Genomic DNA, 20,853 nt, shown 5'->3' with positions numbered 1-20,853 from the left:
AAATGGGTGTTAGCCAGGGAACGGAGCGTTCGGACGGGCGTAGTAGATCCATGCGAGTGCCGTAGCGAAGATGAAGTAGACCACGCATCCCCAGAAGAACGTTGGTGCGCTCATCAGCGTGAGCAGCACGCCGACGATGAACGGTCCGAACGCGGCGATCGCGCCGGTAAACCCGATGACACCGCCTGCCTGGCGCTTCGGCAAAATCATTGGCATCTGCTTGAACGTGCCGGCGTTACCGATGCCAGCAAAGACAGACATGGCCAGCATGGTGTAGAAGAACGGTGCCGCGGCGTCACCACCACGGGCGAGGAATACTGCGGCAATTGCAGTGGTAATAGTCATGCCAACACCAGCGACAAAGGTCCAGATTGCGCCACCGAACTTGTCGCACAGTGGGCCCCACAATGCGCGAACTAAGGCGCCGAGCAGCGCGTACATGAATGCCCACCCGAGCAGTTTCGTGGCGTTTTCGCCGAAGGAGTTCTTCATCAACAGTGCGAGCTGTGCGCCGAACCCGGCGAGGGCGCCGAATGTCATCACGTAAATAATGGTGAGGATCCAGGTGTTCTTATTGCCGAAAATATCGATCTGCTGGCGGAAGTTTGCCTTCACCGGAACGTCCTTGAGCGTCAACCAGGACACGATGACCATGATGGCAACCCAAGGAACAAAGAAGGCCGGAACGTTGTGCACGTTAATTGCGGTACCCGAACCATCCGAAGCTTCGATCGTGCCGATCATCGTGATGCTGATGAGCCACGGCGCGAGCAGCAGCACGAAGGACATACCGAGGTTCCCCAAACCAGCCTGGAGGCCGAGCGCGGTGCCCGACTTTGCTTTCGGGAAGAAGTATCCCGTTGATGGCATGAAGCCCGAGAAGATGCCGCCGCCGATACCTGCCATGAAGGACAAAGCCAAAAGCGTCCCGTATGAAGTCTCAGGACTCTGGACTGCAAAGTACCAGCCAACGAGGGGGATAAGGAAGAGCGCGGTCGAAAGCGTAATGAGCTTTCGCGTGCCGAGGATCGGTGGCAGGAACATCCAAATCAGGCGGAAGATACCAGCAGCCAGACCAGGAATTGCAGTGAGCCAGTAGAGCTGGGCAGCAGTGAGATCAAAACCGATCTCGTTGAGCCGGGGTGCCACTGCCGCAACGATGTACCAGGTGACGAACCCGAAGAACATCGAAATTGTGGTGATCCAAAGGGTGCGCCATGCAATGCCGGCGTCCCATTTTTCCGGATCTTCAGCATCCCAACCGGTGAGTACCCGTTGGGAGGTGTCGAGCTTGGATATGGAGTGAAATCCTCTTCAAAAATACGATAAAGGTCTATGTGCTCCGGGTGAATAAAAATGTTAGAAAAACCCGCAACTACTATTAAGGATAGTGGCAGTGAACTGCTACTATCAACTTATCCACGAGAAAAGCCGTGTATTATTACGCAACATATGTGTGTCGTAATTCGGCGATTTGTACAGATGCTTGTGTTTGTGCAGGGAAGGAACACTTCATGGAAACAACTACGGCCCCCACAGCGGTCGTTATCGTCGTTTCGGACCGGGTTTTCGGGGGCGAGCGAAAAGACAAAGCATCCCCCGCAGCCACCCGGTTGCTCACTGAAGCTGGATTTCAGGTCGCGCAGCCCGTCATCATTCCAGAAGGTGATGAAGCGCTACGGAATGCAATGGCACAAGCGGTGGAAGGTGGAAATTCACTCATCCTCACCTGTGGCGGTACGGGACTCGGGCCGCGCAATCTCACCCCCGAAGTCACCGAGGAGTTCATCAGTACACGGCTCCACGGCATCGAAACGCAAGTACTCATCGCGGGGCTGGAACACTCCCCACGTGCCGGGTTGTGTCGGGGCGTGATTGGACTTACGTCGCGTGAACCCGGCGCGAGCCTCATCGTCAATACCCCGAGTTCACGGGGTGGTGTGAGCGACACCCTTGGTGTGATCCTCGCGCTCTGGCCGAGTCTGACAGAATGGGTTCGCTAAGCAGGAGCTATTCGGTAGAAGGGAACTCAACGTCCCCGAGCGAGTTGAGTTCCTCGCGCGAATCGTAGTCGCGCTCAGCGCCTGTGCCCTGGACGCGGACTACGGATTTCACCGCGTCGAAGAGGCGCTTCGCGGGAATGTCGCGCGTGCCGACGGTATCGAGCGCCGCCTCCAATGAGGCACGGTTCCACACCGCACATAGCGGTTGCAGGTAGCCATCAGCAGCTTCGACGACCGCGACGTCCGCGCCGCCGCGGACAGGCGTGGCAAGTACCGGGATCAGTTCAGGAGAGCGCGGTGCGTCGACGGAGACGACGGCGACGAAGGGGGCGTCGATACGTGAGAGTCCTGCAGCAATCCCTGCGACGGGACCCCCGAACGGCGGATCCTCACTCACGGTGGGCACTCCGAGTGGCTGTGGGCTCACAACGATGCGCGGCACCCCACCCGGGATGAGGGAACACACCGCATCAACGAGGCGGGTGCCATTCACTTTCACCTGGGCCTTATCGGCGCCCATCCGTGTCGATCGTCCCCCAGCGAGCACAATGACGCCGAGATTCTCCCACTCGTCTCGCATGCCTTGCATGCTATGCCTCGGGGAGTTCTCGCGACCAGTCGCCGGAGCGGCCGCCAGACTTTGCGACGATCCCCATGCGGCGCACAAATGCGGAACGGTCAACACCCTTCACCATGTCCACGATGGCAAGCGCCGCAACGCTGACAGCGGTGAGCGCTTCCATTTCGACGCCAGTCCGGTCCGCAGTGCGCACCGTGGCCTCGATAAACACATGGTCATCGCGAAGTTCGACGTCGACCGCGCAGCCGTGCACTCCAATTGTGTGCGCAAGTGGGAGGAGGTCTGGCACGCGCTTCGCGGCTGAAATGCCTGCGACGCGGGCAACCGCCAACACGTCGCCCTTGGGCACAGTGCCTTCGCGCAGCGCCTGCATCACCTCAGGGGAGCAAGCGACCTCGCCTTGCGCAGTCGCATTCCGGACGGTTGGTTGCTTCTCTGTGACATCAACCATGTAGGCCTGGCCAGCAGCATTGAGATGAGTAAATTCCATGTTGAGTATTCCTATTCCTAAAACAGCATCACTGGGACACGGACAGGGACGTCGGTTCCGGGGGCAAGGACAGCGATTCCATCGACCGCAGGCAAGGAAGCCACGAATCCAGAACCACCATGTCCTCCGGCAAACGCTTCAGCGCGGACTGCTCCGCGTTCTGTGCGAAGTCGTACAGGCACGAAAACATGCCGCTCAGCGCGTGGAGCAGGAAAGTGCTTATCGACGTCCACCATTGCCGTAGCGCATTCGTCCACGGTGCAGCGCGTGTTGTCCCCAGCAGTGGCGCGCAGTAGTGGGATCGCGTACAGCGCGCACGAAACAAACGCAGCAACAGGGTTTCCGGGTAGGCAGATGAACGCAGCGCCGGACCAACGGCCCACGCCTTGCGGGCTTCCTGGGCGCTGGGCCACGTGCCCGAACCACATGTCCGGTGTGGATTCCGTGATGGCGCGAACCACGTCGTACGCCCCCGCGCTGACGCCACCTGTGGTGACCACGATGTCAGCTTGCTCCGCCGCCCGCTCCAGCAGTGCTTCCGTCGAGTGCGTGTCGTCATCAGCGTGCATCGTGATCACATTGGCGTAGCCGCTTTCGCGCAGAAGTGTTGCCACCATTGGCAGGTTCGAATCTGGAATCTGCGCGCCGTGAATGTCGCCGGGCCAAGCGACAAGTTCGTCGCCAGTCGAGACCACCGCGACAGTCGGGCGCGCGAACACATCCACTGTGCGCACACCCGTTGCGACAAGCGCGGCAAGCGTACCAGCATCAATCCGCGTCCCTTTCCGCGCGACGATCTCACCTGCGCCAACGTTTTCACCCGCGTGGCGTATGTGGGACCTCCAAAGGTCTGCGGTAGTAATCTGCACCTCTGTGGGCAGAGGATGGGGGCCTCGGGGGATGTTCGTCTGCTCGACCGGAACGATATGGAGGCCTTCTTGGGGAGGCACCGGTGCGCCAGTCATGATGCGGACCGCGTAGCCGGGTGGGCAGTTGATTGCCTCATGCCCGGCGGCAATCTCACCAGCTACAGGCAGCACCCATGGCCCTTCGCCGGAAAGATCCTCCTTGTGGGCTACGAAGCCGTCGACTGCAGAGTTTGAAAAAGGCGGAACCGGAAACCGTGCGTGGACATCGGCTGCAAGCACCTGGCCTACACAATCGCTTAATGATGCGTCGTGTTGGATACGGGGGCGCGCCGTCGCTAAGACGCGCGCCAGATGATCGCCGACAGAAGGAAGAGTACCCATTAGTTGTTAACCACCAATTTCGCTCATGAGGCGCTCCGGTTGCAGGAAGCCTTCGTCATCAATGCCGTGTCCGGGCTTCTTTAACCACATCGCCTTGGACCAGAGGTCTGCCAACTCGGCGTCGGACGCACCAGCGCGCATGGTGTCTCGAAGTGAGACCTCGTCAGCGGCTTTCGAGAACAAGCACGAGCGGATTGAGCCGTCCGTTGTGAGGCGGGTTCGGTCACATGCACCACAGAAGGGGTGCGTCACCGATGCAATAATCCCAAGCTTGCCTTTGTGGGTGCCGTCGGAGATATCCCACAATGCGGCAGGAGCGGAGCCACGGGGCTCCACCGCAGGTGAAAGGGAGAAATCTGTGCGGAGTCGCTCAACCAAATCATGGGCAGTGACCATGTCGGCCCGTTTCCACTGCTCGCGAGGGCCAAGCGGCATCTGCTCAATAAAGCGCAACTGCAGTCCGCGCTCCAGCGCGAAGCGTACAAGATCCGTTACGCCTTCTTCGTTAACACCAGGCATCACTACCGCGTTCACCTTGACCGGGTGGAGGCCAACCTCCACCGCGGCGTCGATGCCAGCGAAGACATCGTCAATCCGATCACGTCGTGTGAGTCGCGCGTAGAGCTCCCGGTCCGTCGTGTCCAGGGAAACGTTCACACGGTCGAGGCCGGCGTCGACAAGCGATTGCGCGCGATGGGCAAGACCAAGCGCATTCGTGGTGACTGCCGTTGAAGGAGCAACCCCTTCATCGGTCCGCATTGCCTTTGTCTCGCTGATGATGTGCTCAAGCGTGCGGCGCAAGAGAGGCTCGCCCCCTGTGAAACGCACTTGACGAATGCCCAATCGCTCTACCGCGAGACGGATCAGACGGATCGTCTCCGCATCCGTCAGTGCCTCTTCCGTCGGCATCCACTCGAGGCCTTCTGCCGGCATGCAGTACGTACAACGAAGGTTGCAGCGGTCAGTGAGACTGACCCTGAGGTCTCGCGCCGTGCGCCCAAAACGATCGTCGAGCGTGCGCGGCGCAGGTTGCTCACCAGGGGCCAAGCTAGCGTTTGGCGTGAGCGGACCGTCCGAAGCGGTGTGGGGCGCTAACGGCGATGCAAGTGGAAGATGAATGGGCATAGTGCTGTCAATAATAAGTAGGAAATCTGCCAGGTCAAGAATTAGTAGCGGAAAACCTGTATTTATTGCTCGGGCTCTTGCTTCTTTCTTCCACGGTTGCCTGGGCCGGGCAACGCAATGATTTCGTAGTCACCATTCGCGAGGTGCTTCCGCAGGTCCTTCTTGTCGAACTTGCCCACCGACGTTTTGTCAATCACATCGACGAACGTCCAATACTCAGGGGCCATCCACGTTGGCAACACATCAGCAAGGTTCTTGCGTAGCTGCTCGGCTGTCTCAGCGGTGCGGGGGATATTGTCAAGCAGCACGGTAATCGCCAACGGACGCTCGCCCCATTGCTGGTCGGGGAATCCAATCACCGCGCACTCGATCACATCATCTGCTTCCATAATGAGGTTCTCCACCTGCGCGGAGTAAATCCACTCGCCACCAGAGCGGATAACGTCGCGGGCGCGGTCATACAAGGTCATGTAACCATCGGCGGTGACGGTGCCCACATCCCCCGTACGCAACCAACCATCCGCAGTGAAATGGTGGCGGGCGTCGTTAATCTCATTGCCACGGAAGGTTGAGGCGAGCTCACCTTTTTCCTGCGTCGGCGAGTGATAGTACCCATTAGCAACCAAGTTACCGCGCACTTGTATCTCACCCTGCGAAAGATCTGTCGACGCCATAACCTCGCCGTCGTTGACCACCCGGTATTCAAGCCACGGAACAAAACGGCCCTGTGACACCCGATACGCCTGGCGTGCTTCGCCCGACGCGCCGGACGGTGGGCGCGCCACGGTACCGACCGTCGACGTTTCCGTCATGCCCCACACGTGGACGACATCGACGCCGTAGCGCTCCTCCCACATCTTGATCAACGCTGGTGGGGCGGGGGATCCGCCGACGAAGATCTCCTGCAAGCTCATACGCTCAGGCGGCGTATGCAGGTAGTGCACCATCAGCTGGATCCACAGCGTAGGCACTCCGTGCGCTACTCGCGGGTGCGTTGAAGCGATGATCGTTGCAAGCGTTGCGGCGGAAACGTCAGCACCTGGCAGCACTAAAGGCGCTCCAGTCAAAAACGCTGCGAAGGGTACGCCCCAGCTCAACACGTGATAAATGGGGATGCAGCACAGAAAAGACTCGCCATGCGTAATCGCCAGGGAGTCGGTAGAACGAAGCGTCATCGCCTCCAACCAAAGAGAACGATGCGAGTAGGCCACGCCTTTCGGTGCGCCAGTTGTAGCAGTGGAATACACGAGTGCTGCAGCAGTGGTCTCAGGCTGCTCCGGCCACGGGTAGCGGGTAGCTTGGCCGTCGAGAAGCTGCTCGTAGCTGTGCACTTTCGCTGTGCCCAATGACAGCCCTAACACGTCCTCGCCGAGCAGTGCACCCGTAAAAACGATGTGTTCGACCAACGGACACAGCTCCATAACCCGAGCAAGCTTCTCTGCCAGACGCGGATCCGCCACGATGACCTTCGCCTCTGAGTGGTTCACTACATACGCGATCTGATCTGGCATCAGTTGAATATTCAGTGGAGTAAAAACGGCGCCTTTTGCGGCGGTACCGAACATCACCTCAATGTGCTCGGAGCAGTTGAACATGAACGTTGCGACGCGTTGATCGCCGTCAATGCCGAGTAGGTTTTCCGCCGCGTTCGCAAAAGCGCTGGCTCGTACACCAATGTCCGCGAAAGTGCATTCCTCAGCGCCCGTGGGACCCCACGTCGTGCACTTCGTCGAAGCGTGGGCGGTGCGCCCGTACTCTAAAATGCGACCGACGGAAAACGGCACTTCCTGCATCGTTGAAAGCATGGCACTACTTTAGCGTGAATCGCACATATACAGTTCAAACATGCGTTACAATACGAAACGGATCGCGCGCGTCGCACAAGTTTGGCCACGCACTCAACTGCACCGATCCATTTCCCCTTTTTGCAATCTACGTGCAGTGGCGTAGTTTTATTACATGGTTTTCACTGACCATGGGGGAGCGCGCAGGCAATTCAGTTACTGCTAATGAACTTGCCGCGCACAGTGAACGTAACGACACAATGCACACGAAAGCTTCGAATCAGTGTTCACTCTCTTTGCTGGCGAAGTGACGAAAGGACATCCGTGACAGATACCGGAAACGCAGCAGGAACAGACCTTCAAGCACTGAAGATTCCTGAACTGCGCAAACTTGCTGCCGAAAAAGGACTTAAAGGTGTCTCCGGTCTGCGAAAGGGCGACCTCATCCAGGCTATTACGACCGGCACGGTCCCTGGTAAGGCCCCTGCGAAAGCGGCAGAAGAGGAAACGCACAACGATAACCGCCGTCGCGCCACCCGCAAGGCCGCAGACCCCGCTGAAGCCAGTGAGGAGCAAGGCGACAAGTCGAGCCAAGAGGAAAAGGCGAAAGAGCAGCAGTCCGGGCAGCACGAGGGGCGCTACGAGTCCCGATCTGCAGCACGCCGCGCTCGTCGGAACCGCGCGAAGAACAACCACGAGTCTCACGAGGCTGATGCAGAGCAGAAGCACTCGAATGACGAGAAGGCCGACAAGCAGAACAAGCACGATAACGGCTCGTCCGACGAAAAGTCTGACAATAGCAATGACGGCAACGGCAATGGTGGCCGTGGCCGCAACCAGCGCAACGACCGCGGTGGTCGCAACAACCGTGACCACGACGAAGACGGAGGAGGCCGTCGTGGACGCCGTGGCCGTCGTGGACGCCGTGGCCGGGACAACAACCGTGACCAGCAGGACAACCAGAACATCCCGCCAGAGGAGCTGCAGGAAGTAGCTGGCATCGTCGATGTCATCGACAACAATGCTGCGTTCATCCGTACTACTGGGTACCGACAGAGCAGCGCAGATGTGTATGTGAACAACCGCCTCGTTCGAGCGAATGGGTTGCGTTCTGGTGACGCGGTCATCGGTCAGGTTCGCGCGAACGGGCAGGGGCACCAGCACGGCTCTGGCCGCAACCGTCAGCGCTACAACCAACTGGTTCGTGTTGATTCCGTCAACGGCATGACGCCGGAGGACGCGAAGCAGCGTAAGCAGTTCCACAAGTTGACGCCGCTGTACCCGAACAAGCGCCTGCGTTTGGAAACGGAGCCAAATATCCTGACCACTCGCGTGATCGATCTGGTCATGCCGATCGGTAAGGGCCAGCGCGCGCTGATCGTCTCGCCTCCAAAGGCTGGTAAGACGACGATCTTGCAGAACATTGCGAACGCCATCGCGAAGAACAATCCAGAGTGCTACCTGATGGTCGTCCTCGTTGACGAGCGTCCCGAAGAAGTCACGGACATGCAACGCAGCGTAAAGGGTGAGGTTATCGCCTCCACCTTCGACCGTCCGCCATCAGAGCACACCGCTGTTGCGGAGCTCGCGATTGAACGGGCAAAGCGACTCGTGGAGATGGGACAGGACGTCGTTGTTCTCCTCGACTCCATTACACGCCTGGGCCGTGCGTACAACAACTCCTCGCCAGCGTCTGGACGCATCCTTTCCGGTGGCGTTGACTCCAACGCGCTGTACCCGCCGAAGCGTTTCTTGGGTGCCGCCCGCAATATTGAAGAGGGCGGTTCGCTCACAATCATCGCCACGGCGATGGTGGAGACTGGTTCCGCAGGCGATACTGTGATCTTCGAGGAGTTCAAGGGTACTGGTAACGCCGAGCTGAAGCTTGACCGCAAGATCGCGGAGCGCAGGGTCTTCCCAGCGGTAGATGTCAACCCGTCCGGCACCCGTAAGGATGAACTACTGATGGGGCCGGATGAGGCTCGTGTCATGCACAAGCTTCGCCGCATTCTGTCGGCGCTTGATCCGCAACAGTCCATTGACATGCTGATCAAGCAACTGAAGAAGACGAAGAGCAACGGCGAGTTCCTGATGGGCGTCGCCAACTCCGCACCAATGGCGGCTGACCAAGACGCAGAGGAGTACATCTAATGGCTGGCGAAGTTTCGCTTGTCGACGACTACGTCGCCGAATATGAGGGCATCCAGGCTCAGATGGGTGACCCGGACATTGTGGGTGACCAAGATAGGTTCCGGAAACTCTCAAAGCGCTACGCCGAACTGCAGCCAATTATCAAGGTCAACGACGCGCTGAATCAAGCGCGTGAGGACCATGAGGCTGCAGCGGAGATGGCGTATGAAGACAAAGAGTTCGCCGAAGAAGCTGAGCGCCTTGCGAAAGAGATCGTTGCGCTCGAGGAAGAACTTGCGGACTTGCTCGCGCCGCGTGACGAGCACGATGGTGATGACATCATCATGGAGCTCAAAGCGGGTGCTGGCGGGGAAGAGGCAGCATTGTTCGCCGGTGACCTCGCCCGCATGTACCAAAAGTACTGCGAGAAACACGCCCTGACCTGGGAAGTGCTTGACTTGTCCGAGTCCGACCTTGGCGGTGTGAAAGACATGACTGTCGCAGTCAAGGCGAAAACTCCTTCTCGTGATGGTGCGTGGTCCAAGCTGAAGTTCGAGGGTGGCGTGCACCGCGTGCAGCGTGTGCCGGTCACCGAGTCGCAGGGGCGCATTCAGACATCTGCTGCCGGTGTCTATGTGTTCCCGGAGCCGGACGAAGTGGCGTCGGTAAATATCGATGAGAAAGACATCCGAGTCGATGTCTACCGATCCTCCGGTAAGGGAGGCCAGGGCGTGAACACCACTGACTCCGCAGTGCGCATTACGCACCTGCCTACGAACATTGTGGTGACCTGCCAGAACGAGCGCTCGCAGATTCAGAACCGCGCCCGCGCAATGCAGGTGTTGCAAGCTCGCCTTGACCAGCTCGAGCGCGAGAAAGCTGAAGCGGAAGCCGCGGAGGGCCGCGCTTCGCAGGTGCGCACCATGGACCGCTCCGAGCGCATTCGGACCTATAACTGGCCCGAGAATCGTATCTCGGATCACCGCATCAACTACAAGGCGAACAATCTTGACACGGTGCTTGATGGCAACATGGACGATCTGATCACAGCGCTTCAGACACACGAGCGGCAGGAACGACTTGAAGCCGAGTAAACACCCCGCTCAACAGGTCATCGCCCGTGGCGCGCAGATGCTTGCGGCCGCGGGCGTTGCCACGCCAGCAGTCGACGCGAGGCTGATCGCCGCCTGGCTACTCGACGAGACCCCAGTGAACGTACTGTTCCTCGACGTTGACCAGGAATTCGATGTGGCGTTTGAGACAGCGATCCAACGACGCGCATCGCGCGAACCACTCCAGCACATCGTTGGGACCGCACCGTTTGGTTCTCTCACGCTGCGCGTCGGCCCGGGCGTGTTTATCCCACGGCCAGAAACTGAAGTTCTCGCTGACTGGGCGGTGCAAACGCTGCGGAAGTCCGGTGTAGCGCAGCCTCCCACGATCGTGGACTTGGGTACCGGCTCGGGAGCGCTTGCGCTGTACATTGCCAACGCACTACCGCATGCGCGTGTCATCGCAGTAGAGCGGTCCGAGACCGCGCGTGAATATGCGCAGCGTAACAACGAGGCAGTGGGGACGAATGTTCAGATAGTTGCTGGTGACATGACTGACGCGAACCTCTTACCGGAGATGCGTGGCCGTGCGGATATGGTCGTGAGTAATCCGCCCTACGTGCCAAATACTGACGCGTTGGACCCGGAGGTCTACGTCGACCCTGCTGAAGCTGTCTTTTCCGGAGATGACGGCATGGATGCGATCCGGGGTCTCGTTCCGGTAGCAGCCAAGCTTCTCAAGCCAGGAGGAGTGCTTGCAGTTGAGCATGACGACGCGACCTCTGATCTGACTGCGGATGTCGTGGCAGCAAGTGGCGCATTTGAAAGCATTGCACGGATACCGGACCTCACCGGGAAACACCGCTTTGTCTGCGCTCGCAAACAGAGCGAGTAAGCTAGTCCGGTACTGAACAAAGAAAACGAGGAGCATTATGGCGAGCAGGGTTTTCCAGTGCCTCGAGCCAGAAGAACGCGAACAAGGACTGCAAGCGGCCGAAGCTGCGGTAAAAGAGGGACGTTGCGTCGTTCTTCCTACCGACACCGTCTACGGAATTGGGGCGGACGCCTTCAATAACCAAGCGGTGGCTACATTGCTTGCGACGAAACGCCGGGGTCCTGATATGCCGGTGCCAGTCTTAGTCGGTTCCTGGATGACTATTCAAGGGCTTGTGAGGGAGTTCACTGACACAGCTAAGACGCTCGTCGAAGCATTTTGGCCAGGAGGCCTATCGATCGTCGTTCCCGAGGCGCCGAGCCTGCCGTGGAACCTCGGGGACACCCGTGGGACCGTGCTGCTGCGGATGCCGAATCAACCTTTGGCACTTGAGCTGCTGCAGCGCACCGGCCCGATGGCGGTTTCTTCGGCGAACCTGACCGGCAATCCTCCTGCTCTGAACGCAGCTGCAGCGCGCCAGCAATTTGGTGACGCTGTAGGCGTGTACCTCGAGGGCGGCCCTGCTGAAGTAGGTACCCCGTCAACGATTGTCGACATCTCCGGGCCCAACCCCGTTATCTTGCGTGAAGGAGCGATCAGCACCGAACGCATTGCTCAAGTCCTGAAGCTTGACCCAGAGCAGTTGCGGAGGAAATAGATGGGCGGCGCCGGAGTCCCACTGCGTGAACTGGGCTTGGTACTGCTTGTCGCGGCAGCGATCACCTACCTACTGACTGGTGTCGTTCGCACCGCACTTGTTCGCACAGGCAGGGTGGCGGAGATCCGTAAGCGCGACGTGCATACTCAGCCGACGCCTTCCGTCGGTGGCCTCGCCATGTTCACCGGGCTTGTCTGTGCGCTTTTTCTTGCCCAGCAGCTCCCGGCCCTCACGCGTGGCTTCGCTCCGGTGACACCAGAAATGACCGCAGTTTTCGCTGGTGCGAGTGGCATCGTTATTCTCGGAATTATCGACGACCTCTACGAACTCGGGGCCGTCGTCAAACTATGTGGACAACTCCTTGTAGCCGGCCTCATGAGTTTCCTTGGGCTCGTATTTACAGTCTTCTACGTGCCGTTCGGGGAGGGGACCACGCTGATCCTCGACCAAGTGCAGGGCATGTTGCTGTCCGCATTCTTCACGGTGTTGATCATCAACGCTGTCAACTTTGTTGATGGCATCGACGGCCTCGCCGCCGGCCTTGGGATGATCGCCGGGGGAGCTATCCTCCTCTTTTCGTTGACCGTGCTTCACGATCAAGGGGGCGCCGTTTCGGCGTACCCGCCCGCAATTATCTGCTCTGTGTTGGTAGGCATATGCGCGGGGTTCTTGCCGCATAACTTCGAACCAGCCCGGATTTTCATGGGAGACTCTGGCTCGATGCTCATTGGGCTGCTGCTGGCCGCTGCGTCGACGTCGGCGTCGGGAAAGATCAACATGTCGCTCTACGGGGCGGCGGATATGGTGGCATTAGTCAGCCCGATTATCGTCGTGCTGGCCGCCATTGCATTGCCTCTACTTGACTTTATGTGGGCCGTCATCCGACGGGTCATTCGTGGACAGCGACCGTGGGAAGCAGACGCCGGACACATCCACCACCGGCTGCTTCGTCTCGGACACACACACCGGCGCACCGTTTTGGTCCTTTATATGTGGATTTCCGCAGTAGCGCTTGGCGCAGTGAGCTTTTCGATCGTCCCAACCCGCTTCGCTGTCGCTTTTACTGTCCTATCGCTGGTTGTCGCATTTGTCGCGACGCTCATTCCATGGCTGAAGGGCAAGATCGGCCCTGTAACTGTGTAGGATGTCCAGACGTGGATACTCCAAAGACCCCGGCGACAGCGAACCTCGAAGTCTCAGATACCGAGCAGTATGAAGATCAGCGTCGACCACTGCTGCGCGCGTTGCGTTTCGGAACTATGGCGCTACTGGCTCTGCTTATCGTCTCGCTCATGGGGTGGGGCGCAGTAAGCGGTGCACCAGGACTGTGGGCAGCGCTCATGGGAACTGGAATTGGTGGAGGTTTCGTGCTCCTAACAGCAATTAGCGTATTGGTGACATCGAATTCCACCCCTGCCACGACCATGGCGGTGGTCCTCGGGGGCTGGCTGATCAAGATGGTCGTCATCGTGCTCATCTTGTTCGCACTTCGGGATGCGACCTTCTACGACTCGACAGCTTTCGGAGTGACGACGATTGCAGCGCTAGTTGTAGCGCTTGGTGCGGAAGCTTTGGGCGTGCTCAGCGTCCGTACGGCTTATATTCAGCAGTCATAAATATGCGGACATGTTCGTCGCTACCCCTGGCCTTGGGGTGGCGACGTTCTTTTATGTCGCAATACGGGGGTGGTATTCCCGAATTATCGGATGTGTACCCCTTTTTGGAACGGGTGTGGGGGAAGTAACAAACGCGATGAAAACGCCAGTACCAGCCACATTTACTAGCGTGAATGTCCAAAATCTTCAGAAGAAGCTTTGCAGGACCCCCTAAAGAGTAAAAATACGCTGTGACCTGTTAAAGTATCGAGCGGGTTAGTTAAGGTCTGCTGCTTCCTTATTTTTTGCTGGAAGAAGCACGAAAATACATCCCCTGTCCCGTGGTAGAAGATGTGCGACGGAGTCCGCCGCGGAGACAGCTTGTTGGAGACGTCCATCGCACCGCACGTTATGTGCGGCCCGAGAACGGGAGAGAACGCTGAGCGTTACAACTTTGGCCATGAAGGGTACATTTCACGCACCCGAATTGGGTCCAGAATTTTTCCCGGGGCACACGTTCGACCAGTTCATTGGTGAAGACTTCGCCAATGGCTGGTTCGCGTTGGACCGTATCATGCTCGTCCGTCTGTTCATGGCGGCAGTATTGGTGGTCCTCTTTGTTATTGCTTTTAGGAAGCCCAAGCTGGTTCCTAAGGGTCTGCAGAACATCGGCGAATTGGGTGTGGACTTCGTCCGTATCCACATCGCTGAAGACACGTTGGGGAAGAAGGAAGGTCGGCGATTCCTGCCGGTCATCGCGACAATCTTCTTCACGATCCTGTTCATGAATGTCGCCACGATCATCCCTGGCCTCAACATCTCGCCAAACGCACGTATCGGCATGCCGATTGTGCTGGCCGTTGTCGCCTACATCGCGATGATCTACGCGGGCGTGCAGCGCTACGGCGTTGCCTTCTTCAAGCACTCGACCGTGATTCCTGGGTTGCCGTTCTTTCTGCACTTCCTTGTTGTGCCGATCGAATTCTTCTCGACGTTCATTCTGCGTCCGGTCACGCTGGCGCTTCGTCTTATGGCGAACTTCCTTGCTGGCCACATCATTCTCGTCCTGCTGTACTCTGCTACGAACTTCTTCTTCTGGCAGCTTTCGGCCTGGACGAGTGTGTCAGGGCTGACCCTGATCGCGGCGTTGCTGTTCACCCTGTATGAGTTGATCATTATCTTCCTGCAGGCGTACATCTTCGCTCTGTTGACTGCGGTGTACATCGAACTGTCGCTGCATGCAGACGCGCACTAACAAAGCGCAACCTACTGGTCAAACTGAATAAACCCCATACAAATTGTCACTCGTTTGCTTGCGGGAACCGTTGCAAGCAGACACCAAGAAAGGGAACGACTTTCACATGAACGACATCATTCTTGCAGCAGCTGCAGACGAGAGCACCATCAAGGGCCTCGGCACCATCGGCTACGGCATCGCAACCATCGGCCCTGGCATCGGCATTGGCATGCTGGTCGGTAAGACCGTTGAGGGCATGGCACGTCAGCCAGAGATGGCTGGCCAGCTGCGCACCACCATGTTCCTGGGTATCGCCTTCGTTGAGGCACTTGCTCTGATTGGCCTCGTCGCAGGCTTCCTGTTCTAAAAGAACTCACGAATTCCACGTACACTTTTTAGATCAGGAGCAACCAATGACTAACGTCAACGATATTTTCGTGTTGGCAGAGGGAGACGCGGCGGAGCCGTCCATTCTCTTGCCTGCCACGTACGACGTGGTTTGGTCGGCTGTCGTCTTCGTCATCGTATTCTTGCTCTTCTGGAAGTATGTCCTTCCGAAGTTCCAAGAAGTACTGGCGGAGCGCGAAGACCGAATCAAGGGTGGCATTGAGCGCGCTCAGGTTGCCCAGGCCGAAGCTAAGGCTGCTCTAGAAAAGAACAACGCTGAACTCGCTGAGGCACGCGCCGAAGCTGCTGAGATCCGTGAAGCTGCCCGAGCAAAGGGCAAGGAAATCCAGGCTGAGCTTCGTGAGCGGGCTGAAGAAGAGTCTCGTCGAATTGTTGAAGCAGGCGAAAAGCAGCTTCTGGCTTCCCGCGAGCAGGTCGTCGCTGAGCTGCGCAACGAGATGGGCCAGAACTCCATCACTTTGGCAGAGCGTCTGCTGGGCACCGAGCTTTCGGATGACACCCGTCGCTCGAACACGATTGATGCTTTCCTCGCCGAACTCGACAACGTTTCTACGAGGAAGTAGGCGAAATGAAGGCAGCTAGTCGCGAAGCACAAACAAAAGTTTCTGAGCAGCTTGATCAGCTGATTCAAGGTGCAGGGGACACCGTCGCCGTTGCATTGCAGCTTGGTACGGAACTCTTCCTGACCGTGGATCAGCTTGATGCCGAGCGTGCACTGCGCATCGCTGTCGCTGATAACTCGCTTGATGCCGCGCAGCGTCGTGGGATCATCAACGATGTTTTCGGTGCCAAGGTCGCAGAACCCACGGCACAGATCCTTGCTGCAGCAGCTTCCGAGGAGTGGTCAAATCCGCGTGAATTCCGTGCGGGGCTGATCAACTTGGGTCGCCGCGCACTGATGAAGGGTGCTGAGGCGCAGGGACAGTTGGAGCAGGTTGAAAACGAGCTGTACCAACTCTCCACCTTGCTTGAGAAGGAGCGAAAGCTGACTCAGCTTCTCTCCGACCGCACTGCTACAGCCGCACAGAAGCGCGGCCTGCTGGCGAACGTCATTTACGGCAAGGTCACCACTGTTACTGAAGCGCTAGCTTTGCAGGTCATTGGCCGTCCAGAACACCATCCGGTAGACGATCTTGCAGCTCTTGCAGCTGACGTCGCCGCGTTGCGTGGGAAGGCCGTGGCACGTGTGGTCACCGCACAAGCGCTCTCTGACGCGCAGCGCGATGCACTGGCACAGAAACTTGAGAATATTTACGGTCGTGAGATGGCAATCCATTCTGAGGTTGACCCCAGCCTCCTCGGTGGACTGACCATCCGAGTTGGCGACGAACTGATCGACGGGTCTACGCGCGGCAAACTGAACCGCATGCGCACTGACCTTCTCGCCAACGCGACCCTTTAGTAAGAGATAATGCTGGAACAAACTACCGAGAGCAGGAAGAACATGGCGGAGCTGACGATCTCCTCCGATGAGATCCGTAGCGCGATAGCGAACTACACCTCGAGCTACTCCGCGGAGGCCTCCCGTGAGGAGGTCGGCGTGGTGACTTCGGCTGCAGATGGTATTGCCCAGGTTTCCGGGCTGCCAGGATGCATGACGAATGAGCTGCTCGAGTTTCCGAACGGCGTCATCGGCGTCGCACAGAACCTTGAGACCGATTCGATCGGTGTCGTGGTTCTGGGTAATTTCGAGACCCTCACCGAGGGCGACCAAGTAAAGCGGACAGGCGAAGTCCTGTCCATCCCGGTTGGGGAGGAATTCCTCGGCCGCGTTATTAACCCACTGGGCCAGCCAATCGACGGCCTTGGCCCAATTGAATCCAACGAAGAGCGCGCACTTGAGCTTCAGGCTGCAGGCGTTCTCGACCGCCAGCCGGTTGAGGAACCAATGCAGACTGGTATCAAGGCTATTGACGCCATGACCCCAATCGGTCGTGGTCAGCGTCAGCTCGTCATTGGTGACCGTAAGACTGGTAAGACCGCAGTCTGCATCGACACCATCCTGAACCAGAAGCACTTCTGGGAGACAGGTGATCCGTCGAAGCAGGTTCGTTGTATCTACGTCGCTGTGGGTCAGAAGGGCTCCACGATCGCCGGCGTTCGTGCAACCCTCGAGCAGCACGGTGCGCTCGAGTACACCACCATTGTGGCTGCACCTGCATCCGACTCCGCAGGCTTCAAGTGGCTTGCACCATTCTCGGGCGCAGCGCTGGGCCAGCACTGGATGTACCAGGGCAAGCACGTGCTGGTAATTTACGATGACCTGACCAAGCAGGCAGAGGCATACCGTGCCATTTCGCTGCTGCTGCGTCGTCCACCAGGCCGTGAGGCATACCCAGGTGACGTGTTCTACCTGCACTCCCGCCTGTTGGAGCGTGCTGCGAAGCTCAACGATGAACTGGGTGCTGGCTCCTTGACCGCACTTCCGATCATCGAGACCAAGGCTAACGACGTGGGTGCGTTCATTCCTACCAACGTCATTTCGATTACCGACGGCCAGGTCTTCCTCCAGTCCGACCTCTTCAACCAGGGTGTTCGCCCAGCTATTGACGTGGGCATCTCCGTGTCCCGTGTTGGTGGTGCAGCGCAGACCAAGGGAATGAAGAAGGTCGCAGGTAACCTGCGTCTCGACCTTGCTGCATACCGTGACTTGGAGGCGTTCGCAGCGTTCGCATCCGATCTGGATGCAGCGTCGAAGCGCCAGCTCGAGCGCGGTCAGCGTCTGGTCGAGCTCCTCAAGCAGGCGGAAAACGCTCCGCAGCCTGTTGAGTTCCAGATCGTGTCTATCTGGCTTGCAAACGAAGGCGCCTTTGACGTCGTTCCCGTCGAAGACGTGCGTCGCTACGAGTTCGAGCTGCAGGAGCATATTCGCTCTGTCGCTCCGGAGGTCTACGAGCAGATCTCTGGCGGCGCTGCGCTCGACGATACGAGCAAGCAGACGCTGTTGCGCGTCAATGATGACTTCGCTCGCTCGTTCCAGTCTTCCACCGGTGAGCACATTGTGCGCGAGCCAGAGGCAGATCCACTGGACAAGCGTGAGGTCAAGAAGAATACCCTTAACGTCGGCCGTTCCAAGAAGTAATTCTTGAAACAAGACGTAAACGTCTACATATAGGAAGGGAGGAGAGTAACCCATGGCAACACTTCGCGAACTACGCGACCGAATTAGGTCCGTAAACTCCACGAAGAAAATCACCAAAGCCCAGGAGCTGATCGCTACATCGCAGATCACTAAGGCACAGCAGCGCGTCGAAGCGGCGAAGCCGTATGCTGACGAGCTCAAGGACGTCATGGAACGCCTCGCAGCTGCGAGCTCCCTTGACCACCCCATGCTCCGTGAGCGTGAGAATGGTCGAGTCGCAGCAGTCCTCGTGGTCACATCAGACCGCGGTATGGCCGGCGGGTATAACCACAACGTGTTGAAGAAGGCAGCTGAGCTCGAGCGGATGCTTGAAGAAGCTGGCTACGAAGTCGTCCGCTACATCACGGGCGGTAAGGGCGTAACGCACTACCGTTTCCGCGACATGAGCGTAGAAGGTTCTTGGACCGGTTGGTCCCAGAAGCCTTCATGGGAAGCGACCCACGACGTTCGTCGTCACCTGATTGACGGCTTCATGGCGAGCTCCGAAGGCACCGCTAAGTGGCGCGAGGGCCTGCACAGCCCAGTGGGCGAGGCGGTTCGCGGCTTTGACCAGGTACATGTGGTGTACACAGAGTTTGTGTCGATGCTGACGCAAGAAGCCAGGGTGCACCAGTTGCTTCCAATTGAGCCGGTGCTTGAAGATTACGAGTACGAGCAGGAAGACATGCTCACCACGAGTGGGGAAGTCCAACCGGATATGGAGTTCGAGCCAGACGCGGAAACGCTGATGGACGAGCTGCTTCCGGTTTACGTATCCCGCTCGCTGTACTCGATTTTCTTGGAGGCATCTGCAGCGGAGTCCGCTTCACGCCGTACCGCGATGAAGAACGCTACGGACAACGCAACTGAATTGGCGAACAACTTGTCCCGTGAGGCTAACCAAGCCCGTCAGGCAAAAATTACCCAGGAAATCACCGAGATTATCGGCGGCGCTGGCGCGCTGTCTGGTAGTGGAGAAAGTGACTAAATCATGACTACTGCTCACTCTTACGACGAGCTCGGCGAGGAGCCAACGGGTCAGGCTCAGAATGAGTCCGATTTCGCTCAGAACCCTGCAGGGTCTGAGAATGGCCGCGTCGTGCGCGTCATCGGCGCAGTCGTCGACGTGGAGTTCCCGCGTGGCGAGCTGCCCGCTCTGTACAACGCGCTTGAGGTCGACATCGACCTCGGCGAAATGTCTCGCACCATCGTGCTCGAGGTAGCCCAGTTCCTGGGCGACAGCCTCGTCCGTACGATCGCTATGGCACCGACCGACGGTCTGGTTCGTGGCGCACAGGTACGCGACTCCGGCAACCCGATCTCCGTTCCGGTTGGCGACCAGGTCAAGGGCCACGTGTTCAACGCACTCGGCCAGTGCTTGGACGACCCATCGATCGGCGTCGGCGGCGAGCGTTGGGGTATCCACCGCGAGCCACCAGCGTTCAAGGACTTGGAAGGTAAGACCGAGATCCTTGAAACCGGCATTAAGGTCATCGACCTGCTTACCCCGTACGTGAAGGGTGGCAAGATTGGCCTCTTCGGTGGTGCTGGTGTTGGCAAGACCGTTCTCATCCAGGAGATGATTACTCGTATCGCACGCGAGTTCTCCGGTACCTCTGTGTTTGCCGGTGTTGGCGAGCGCACCCGTGAGGGTACGGATCTCTTCCTCGAGATGGAGGACATGGGCGTTCTTCCAGATACGGCCCTTGTCTTCGGCCAGATGGATGAGCCGCCAGGGGTTCGTATGCGTGTTGCGCTGTCCGGATTGACCATGGCGGAGTACTTCCGCGATGTTCAGAATCAGGACGTGCTGCTGTTCATCGATAACATCTTCCGTTTCACCCAGGCTGGTTCTGAGGTATCGACCCTGCTGGGTCGTATGCCTTCCGCCGTGGGCTACCAGCCGACGCTGGCAGACGAGATGGGTGTCCTTCAGGAGCGCATTACCTCGACCAAGGGCCGTTCGATTACGTCGCTGCAGGCCGTGTACGTGCCGGCTGACGACTACACCGACCCGGCTCCTGCGACGACCTTCGCTCACCTGGATGCAACGACTGAGCTTTCGCGTTCCATTGCTTCTAAGGGTATTTACCCAGCAGTGGATCCGCTGACCTCCACGTCGCGCATCCTTGAGCCAGGTATCGTTGGCGAGCGCCACTACGAGGTCGCTCAGCGCGTGATCGGTATTCTGCAGAAGAACAAGGAACTGCAGGACATCATCGCAATTCTCGGTATGGACGAGCTTTCCGAAGAGGATAAGGTCACGGTTATGCGTGCTCGTAAGATCGAGCGCTTCCTGGGCCAGAACTTCTTCGTTGCAAAGAAGTTCACGGGTGACGAGGGCTCCTACGTTCCGCTCGAGGAGACCATCGACGCCTTCGAGAAGCTGTGCGACGGCGAATTCGATGCATACCCAGAGCAGGCATTCAACGGTCTGGGTGGCTTGGATGACGTTGAGGCTGCCTACAAGAAGCTGCAAGGCTAGG

20 protein-coding genes are annotated in these 20,853 nt (G+C 58.3%); 14 read left to right on the top strand and 6 right to left on the bottom strand.

Annotated elements, in window-relative coordinates; translation table 11 throughout:
- Window positions 1-9: 9 nt before the first annotated feature.
- Window positions 10-1,299, bottom strand: coding sequence for an MFS transporter (locus BJP07_RS00635; protein ID WP_071565583.1), 1,290 nt, complete (start codon window positions 1,297-1,299; stop codon window positions 10-12).
- Window positions 1,300-1,514: 215 nt separating this feature from the next.
- Between BJP07_RS00635 and BJP07_RS00630 the strand changes: the two genes are divergently transcribed.
- The gene (locus BJP07_RS00630; protein WP_071565582.1) at window positions 1,515-2,003 is read left to right on the top strand and encodes a molybdopterin-binding protein; all 489 of its coding nucleotides are present in this window, start codon (window positions 1,515-1,517) and stop codon (window positions 2,001-2,003) included.
- Window positions 2,004-2,010: 7 nt separating this feature from the next.
- Here the strand turns inward: BJP07_RS00630 and BJP07_RS00625 are convergent, their stop codons facing one another.
- The 5 genes from BJP07_RS00625 to BJP07_RS00605 form a co-directional block, all read right to left on the bottom strand.
- Window positions 2,011-2,583 (bottom strand): molybdenum cofactor guanylyltransferase, encoded by a 573-nt coding sequence (locus BJP07_RS00625; RefSeq protein ID WP_071565602.1) that lies wholly within the window; start codon window positions 2,581-2,583, stop codon window positions 2,011-2,013.
- A gap of 10 nt (window positions 2,584-2,593) precedes the next feature.
- Window positions 2,594-3,073, bottom strand: coding sequence for a cyclic pyranopterin monophosphate synthase MoaC (gene moaC, locus BJP07_RS00620; protein WP_071565581.1), 480 nt, complete (start codon window positions 3,071-3,073; stop codon window positions 2,594-2,596).
- A gap of 17 nt (window positions 3,074-3,090) precedes the next feature.
- Window positions 3,091-4,323 carry a molybdopterin molybdotransferase MoeA gene (locus BJP07_RS00615; RefSeq protein WP_071565580.1) on the bottom strand — a complete coding sequence of 411 codons (1,233 nt, stop codon included), beginning with the start codon at window positions 4,321-4,323 and terminating at the stop codon, window positions 3,091-3,093.
- A gap of 6 nt (window positions 4,324-4,329) precedes the next feature.
- Complete coding sequence (gene moaA, locus BJP07_RS00610) at window positions 4,330-5,448, bottom strand: GTP 3',8-cyclase MoaA (RefSeq protein WP_071565579.1); 1,119 nt, start codon at window positions 5,446-5,448, stop codon at window positions 4,330-4,332.
- A gap of 62 nt (window positions 5,449-5,510) precedes the next feature.
- Entirely contained in the window at window positions 5,511-7,253 is a 1,743-nt protein-coding gene (locus BJP07_RS00605) for a long-chain fatty-acid--CoA ligase (RefSeq protein ID WP_071565578.1), read from the bottom strand.
- Between the two features lie 303 nt (window positions 7,254-7,556).
- Between BJP07_RS00605 and rho the strand changes: the two genes are divergently transcribed.
- The 13 genes from rho to atpD all read left to right on the top strand — a co-directional run bounded on the left by rho (window position 7,557) and on the right by atpD (window position 20,852).
- Window positions 7,557-9,383, top strand: coding sequence for a transcription termination factor Rho (gene rho, locus BJP07_RS00600; RefSeq protein ID WP_083583963.1), 1,827 nt, complete (start codon window positions 7,557-7,559; stop codon window positions 9,381-9,383).
- A complete protein-coding gene (prfA, locus tag BJP07_RS00595; RefSeq protein WP_071565577.1) occupies window positions 9,383-10,456 on the top strand; it encodes a peptide chain release factor 1 in 1,074 nt (357 codons plus the stop codon). Before rho ends, prfA begins: the two co-directional genes overlap by 1 nt.
- On the top strand, window positions 10,443-11,309 hold the full coding sequence (prmC, locus tag BJP07_RS00590) for a peptide chain release factor N(5)-glutamine methyltransferase (protein WP_177222487.1): 867 nt from the start codon (window positions 10,443-10,445) through the stop codon (window positions 11,307-11,309). The genes prfA and prmC overlap by 14 nt, the downstream gene beginning before the upstream one ends.
- 37 nt (window positions 11,310-11,346) lie before the next feature.
- On the top strand, window positions 11,347-12,006 hold the full coding sequence (locus tag BJP07_RS00585; RefSeq protein ID WP_071565575.1) for an L-threonylcarbamoyladenylate synthase: 660 nt from the start codon (window positions 11,347-11,349) through the stop codon (window positions 12,004-12,006).
- On the top strand, window positions 12,007-13,149 hold the full coding sequence (locus BJP07_RS00580) for a glycosyltransferase family 4 protein (protein WP_071565574.1): 1,143 nt from the start codon (window positions 12,007-12,009) through the stop codon (window positions 13,147-13,149).
- An 11-nt stretch (window positions 13,150-13,160) separates the two neighbouring features.
- On the top strand, window positions 13,161-13,622 hold the full coding sequence (locus tag BJP07_RS00575; protein ID WP_071565573.1) for a hypothetical protein: 462 nt from the start codon (window positions 13,161-13,163) through the stop codon (window positions 13,620-13,622).
- 439 nt (window positions 13,623-14,061) lie between these two features.
- A complete protein-coding gene (gene atpB / locus BJP07_RS00570; RefSeq protein ID WP_071565572.1) occupies window positions 14,062-14,856 on the top strand; it encodes a F0F1 ATP synthase subunit A in 795 nt (264 codons plus the stop codon).
- Between the two features lie 106 nt (window positions 14,857-14,962).
- Complete coding sequence (locus BJP07_RS00565; protein WP_071565571.1) at window positions 14,963-15,205, top strand: ATP synthase F0 subunit C; 243 nt, start codon at window positions 14,963-14,965, stop codon at window positions 15,203-15,205.
- A gap of 46 nt (window positions 15,206-15,251) precedes the next feature.
- Entirely contained in the window at window positions 15,252-15,809 is a 558-nt protein-coding gene (locus tag BJP07_RS00560; RefSeq protein ID WP_071565570.1) for a F0F1 ATP synthase subunit B, read from the top strand.
- Window positions 15,810-15,814: 5 nt separating this feature from the next.
- On the top strand, window positions 15,815-16,648 hold the full coding sequence (locus tag BJP07_RS00555) for a F0F1 ATP synthase subunit delta (protein ID WP_070362614.1): 834 nt from the start codon (window positions 15,815-15,817) through the stop codon (window positions 16,646-16,648).
- 9 nt (window positions 16,649-16,657) lie between these two features.
- Window positions 16,658-18,328, top strand: a complete 1,671-nt coding sequence (gene atpA, locus BJP07_RS00550; protein ID WP_071565569.1) for a F0F1 ATP synthase subunit alpha — start codon at window positions 16,658-16,660, stop codon at window positions 18,326-18,328.
- 52 nt (window positions 18,329-18,380) lie between these two features.
- Window positions 18,381-19,355: a F0F1 ATP synthase subunit gamma gene (locus tag BJP07_RS00545; protein WP_071565568.1), complete on the top strand. Its 975-nt coding sequence runs from the start codon at window positions 18,381-18,383 to the stop codon at window positions 19,353-19,355.
- Between the two features lie 3 nt (window positions 19,356-19,358).
- A complete protein-coding gene (atpD, locus tag BJP07_RS00540; RefSeq protein ID WP_071565567.1) occupies window positions 19,359-20,852 on the top strand; it encodes a F0F1 ATP synthase subunit beta in 1,494 nt (497 codons plus the stop codon).
- The last annotated feature ends 1 nt before the right edge of the window (window position 20,853 follow it).

Origin of the sequence: Corynebacterium sp. NML130628, from assembly GCF_001875665.1 — a bacterium.
Classification (GTDB): Bacteria; Actinomycetota; Actinomycetes; order Mycobacteriales; family Mycobacteriaceae; genus Corynebacterium.
The sequence above is the reverse complement of the archived record's forward strand: the minus strand, read 5'-3'. Positions and strand labels throughout refer to the sequence as shown.

Coding starts and splice junctions, on each gene's coding strand:
- BJP07_RS00630 (WP_071565582.1), top strand. CDS start 1,515: ATGGAAACAACTACGGCCCCCACAGCGGTCGTTATCGTCGTTTCGGAC.
- BJP07_RS00625 (WP_071565602.1), bottom strand. CDS start 2,583: ATGCGAGACGAGTGGGAGAATCTCGGCGTCATTGTGCTCGCTGGGGGA.
- moaC (WP_071565581.1), bottom strand. CDS start 3,073: ATGGAATTTACTCATCTCAATGCTGCTGGCCAGGCCTACATGGTTGAT.
- BJP07_RS00615 (WP_071565580.1), bottom strand. CDS start 4,323: ATGGGTACTCTTCCTTCTGTCGGCGATCATCTGGCGCGCGTCTTAGCG.
- moaA (WP_071565579.1), bottom strand. CDS start 5,448: ATGCCCATTCATCTTCCACTTGCATCGCCGTTAGCGCCCCACACCGCT.
- BJP07_RS00605 (WP_071565578.1), bottom strand. CDS start 7,253: ATGCTTTCAACGATGCAGGAAGTGCCGTTTTCCGTCGGTCGCATTTTA.
- prfA (WP_071565577.1), top strand. CDS start 9,383: ATGGCTGGCGAAGTTTCGCTTGTCGACGACTACGTCGCCGAATATGAG.
- BJP07_RS00585 (WP_071565575.1), top strand. CDS start 11,347: ATGGCGAGCAGGGTTTTCCAGTGCCTCGAGCCAGAAGAACGCGAACAA.
- BJP07_RS00580 (WP_071565574.1), top strand. CDS start 12,007: ATGGGCGGCGCCGGAGTCCCACTGCGTGAACTGGGCTTGGTACTGCTT.
- atpB (WP_071565572.1), top strand. CDS start 14,062: ATGAAGGGTACATTTCACGCACCCGAATTGGGTCCAGAATTTTTCCCG.
- BJP07_RS00565 (WP_071565571.1), top strand. CDS start 14,963: ATGAACGACATCATTCTTGCAGCAGCTGCAGACGAGAGCACCATCAAG.
- BJP07_RS00560 (WP_071565570.1), top strand. CDS start 15,252: ATGACTAACGTCAACGATATTTTCGTGTTGGCAGAGGGAGACGCGGCG.
- BJP07_RS00555 (WP_070362614.1), top strand. CDS start 15,815: ATGAAGGCAGCTAGTCGCGAAGCACAAACAAAAGTTTCTGAGCAGCTT.
- atpA (WP_071565569.1), top strand. CDS start 16,658: ATGCTGGAACAAACTACCGAGAGCAGGAAGAACATGGCGGAGCTGACG.
- BJP07_RS00545 (WP_071565568.1), top strand. CDS start 18,381: ATGGCAACACTTCGCGAACTACGCGACCGAATTAGGTCCGTAAACTCC.
- atpD (WP_071565567.1), top strand. CDS start 19,359: ATGACTACTGCTCACTCTTACGACGAGCTCGGCGAGGAGCCAACGGGT.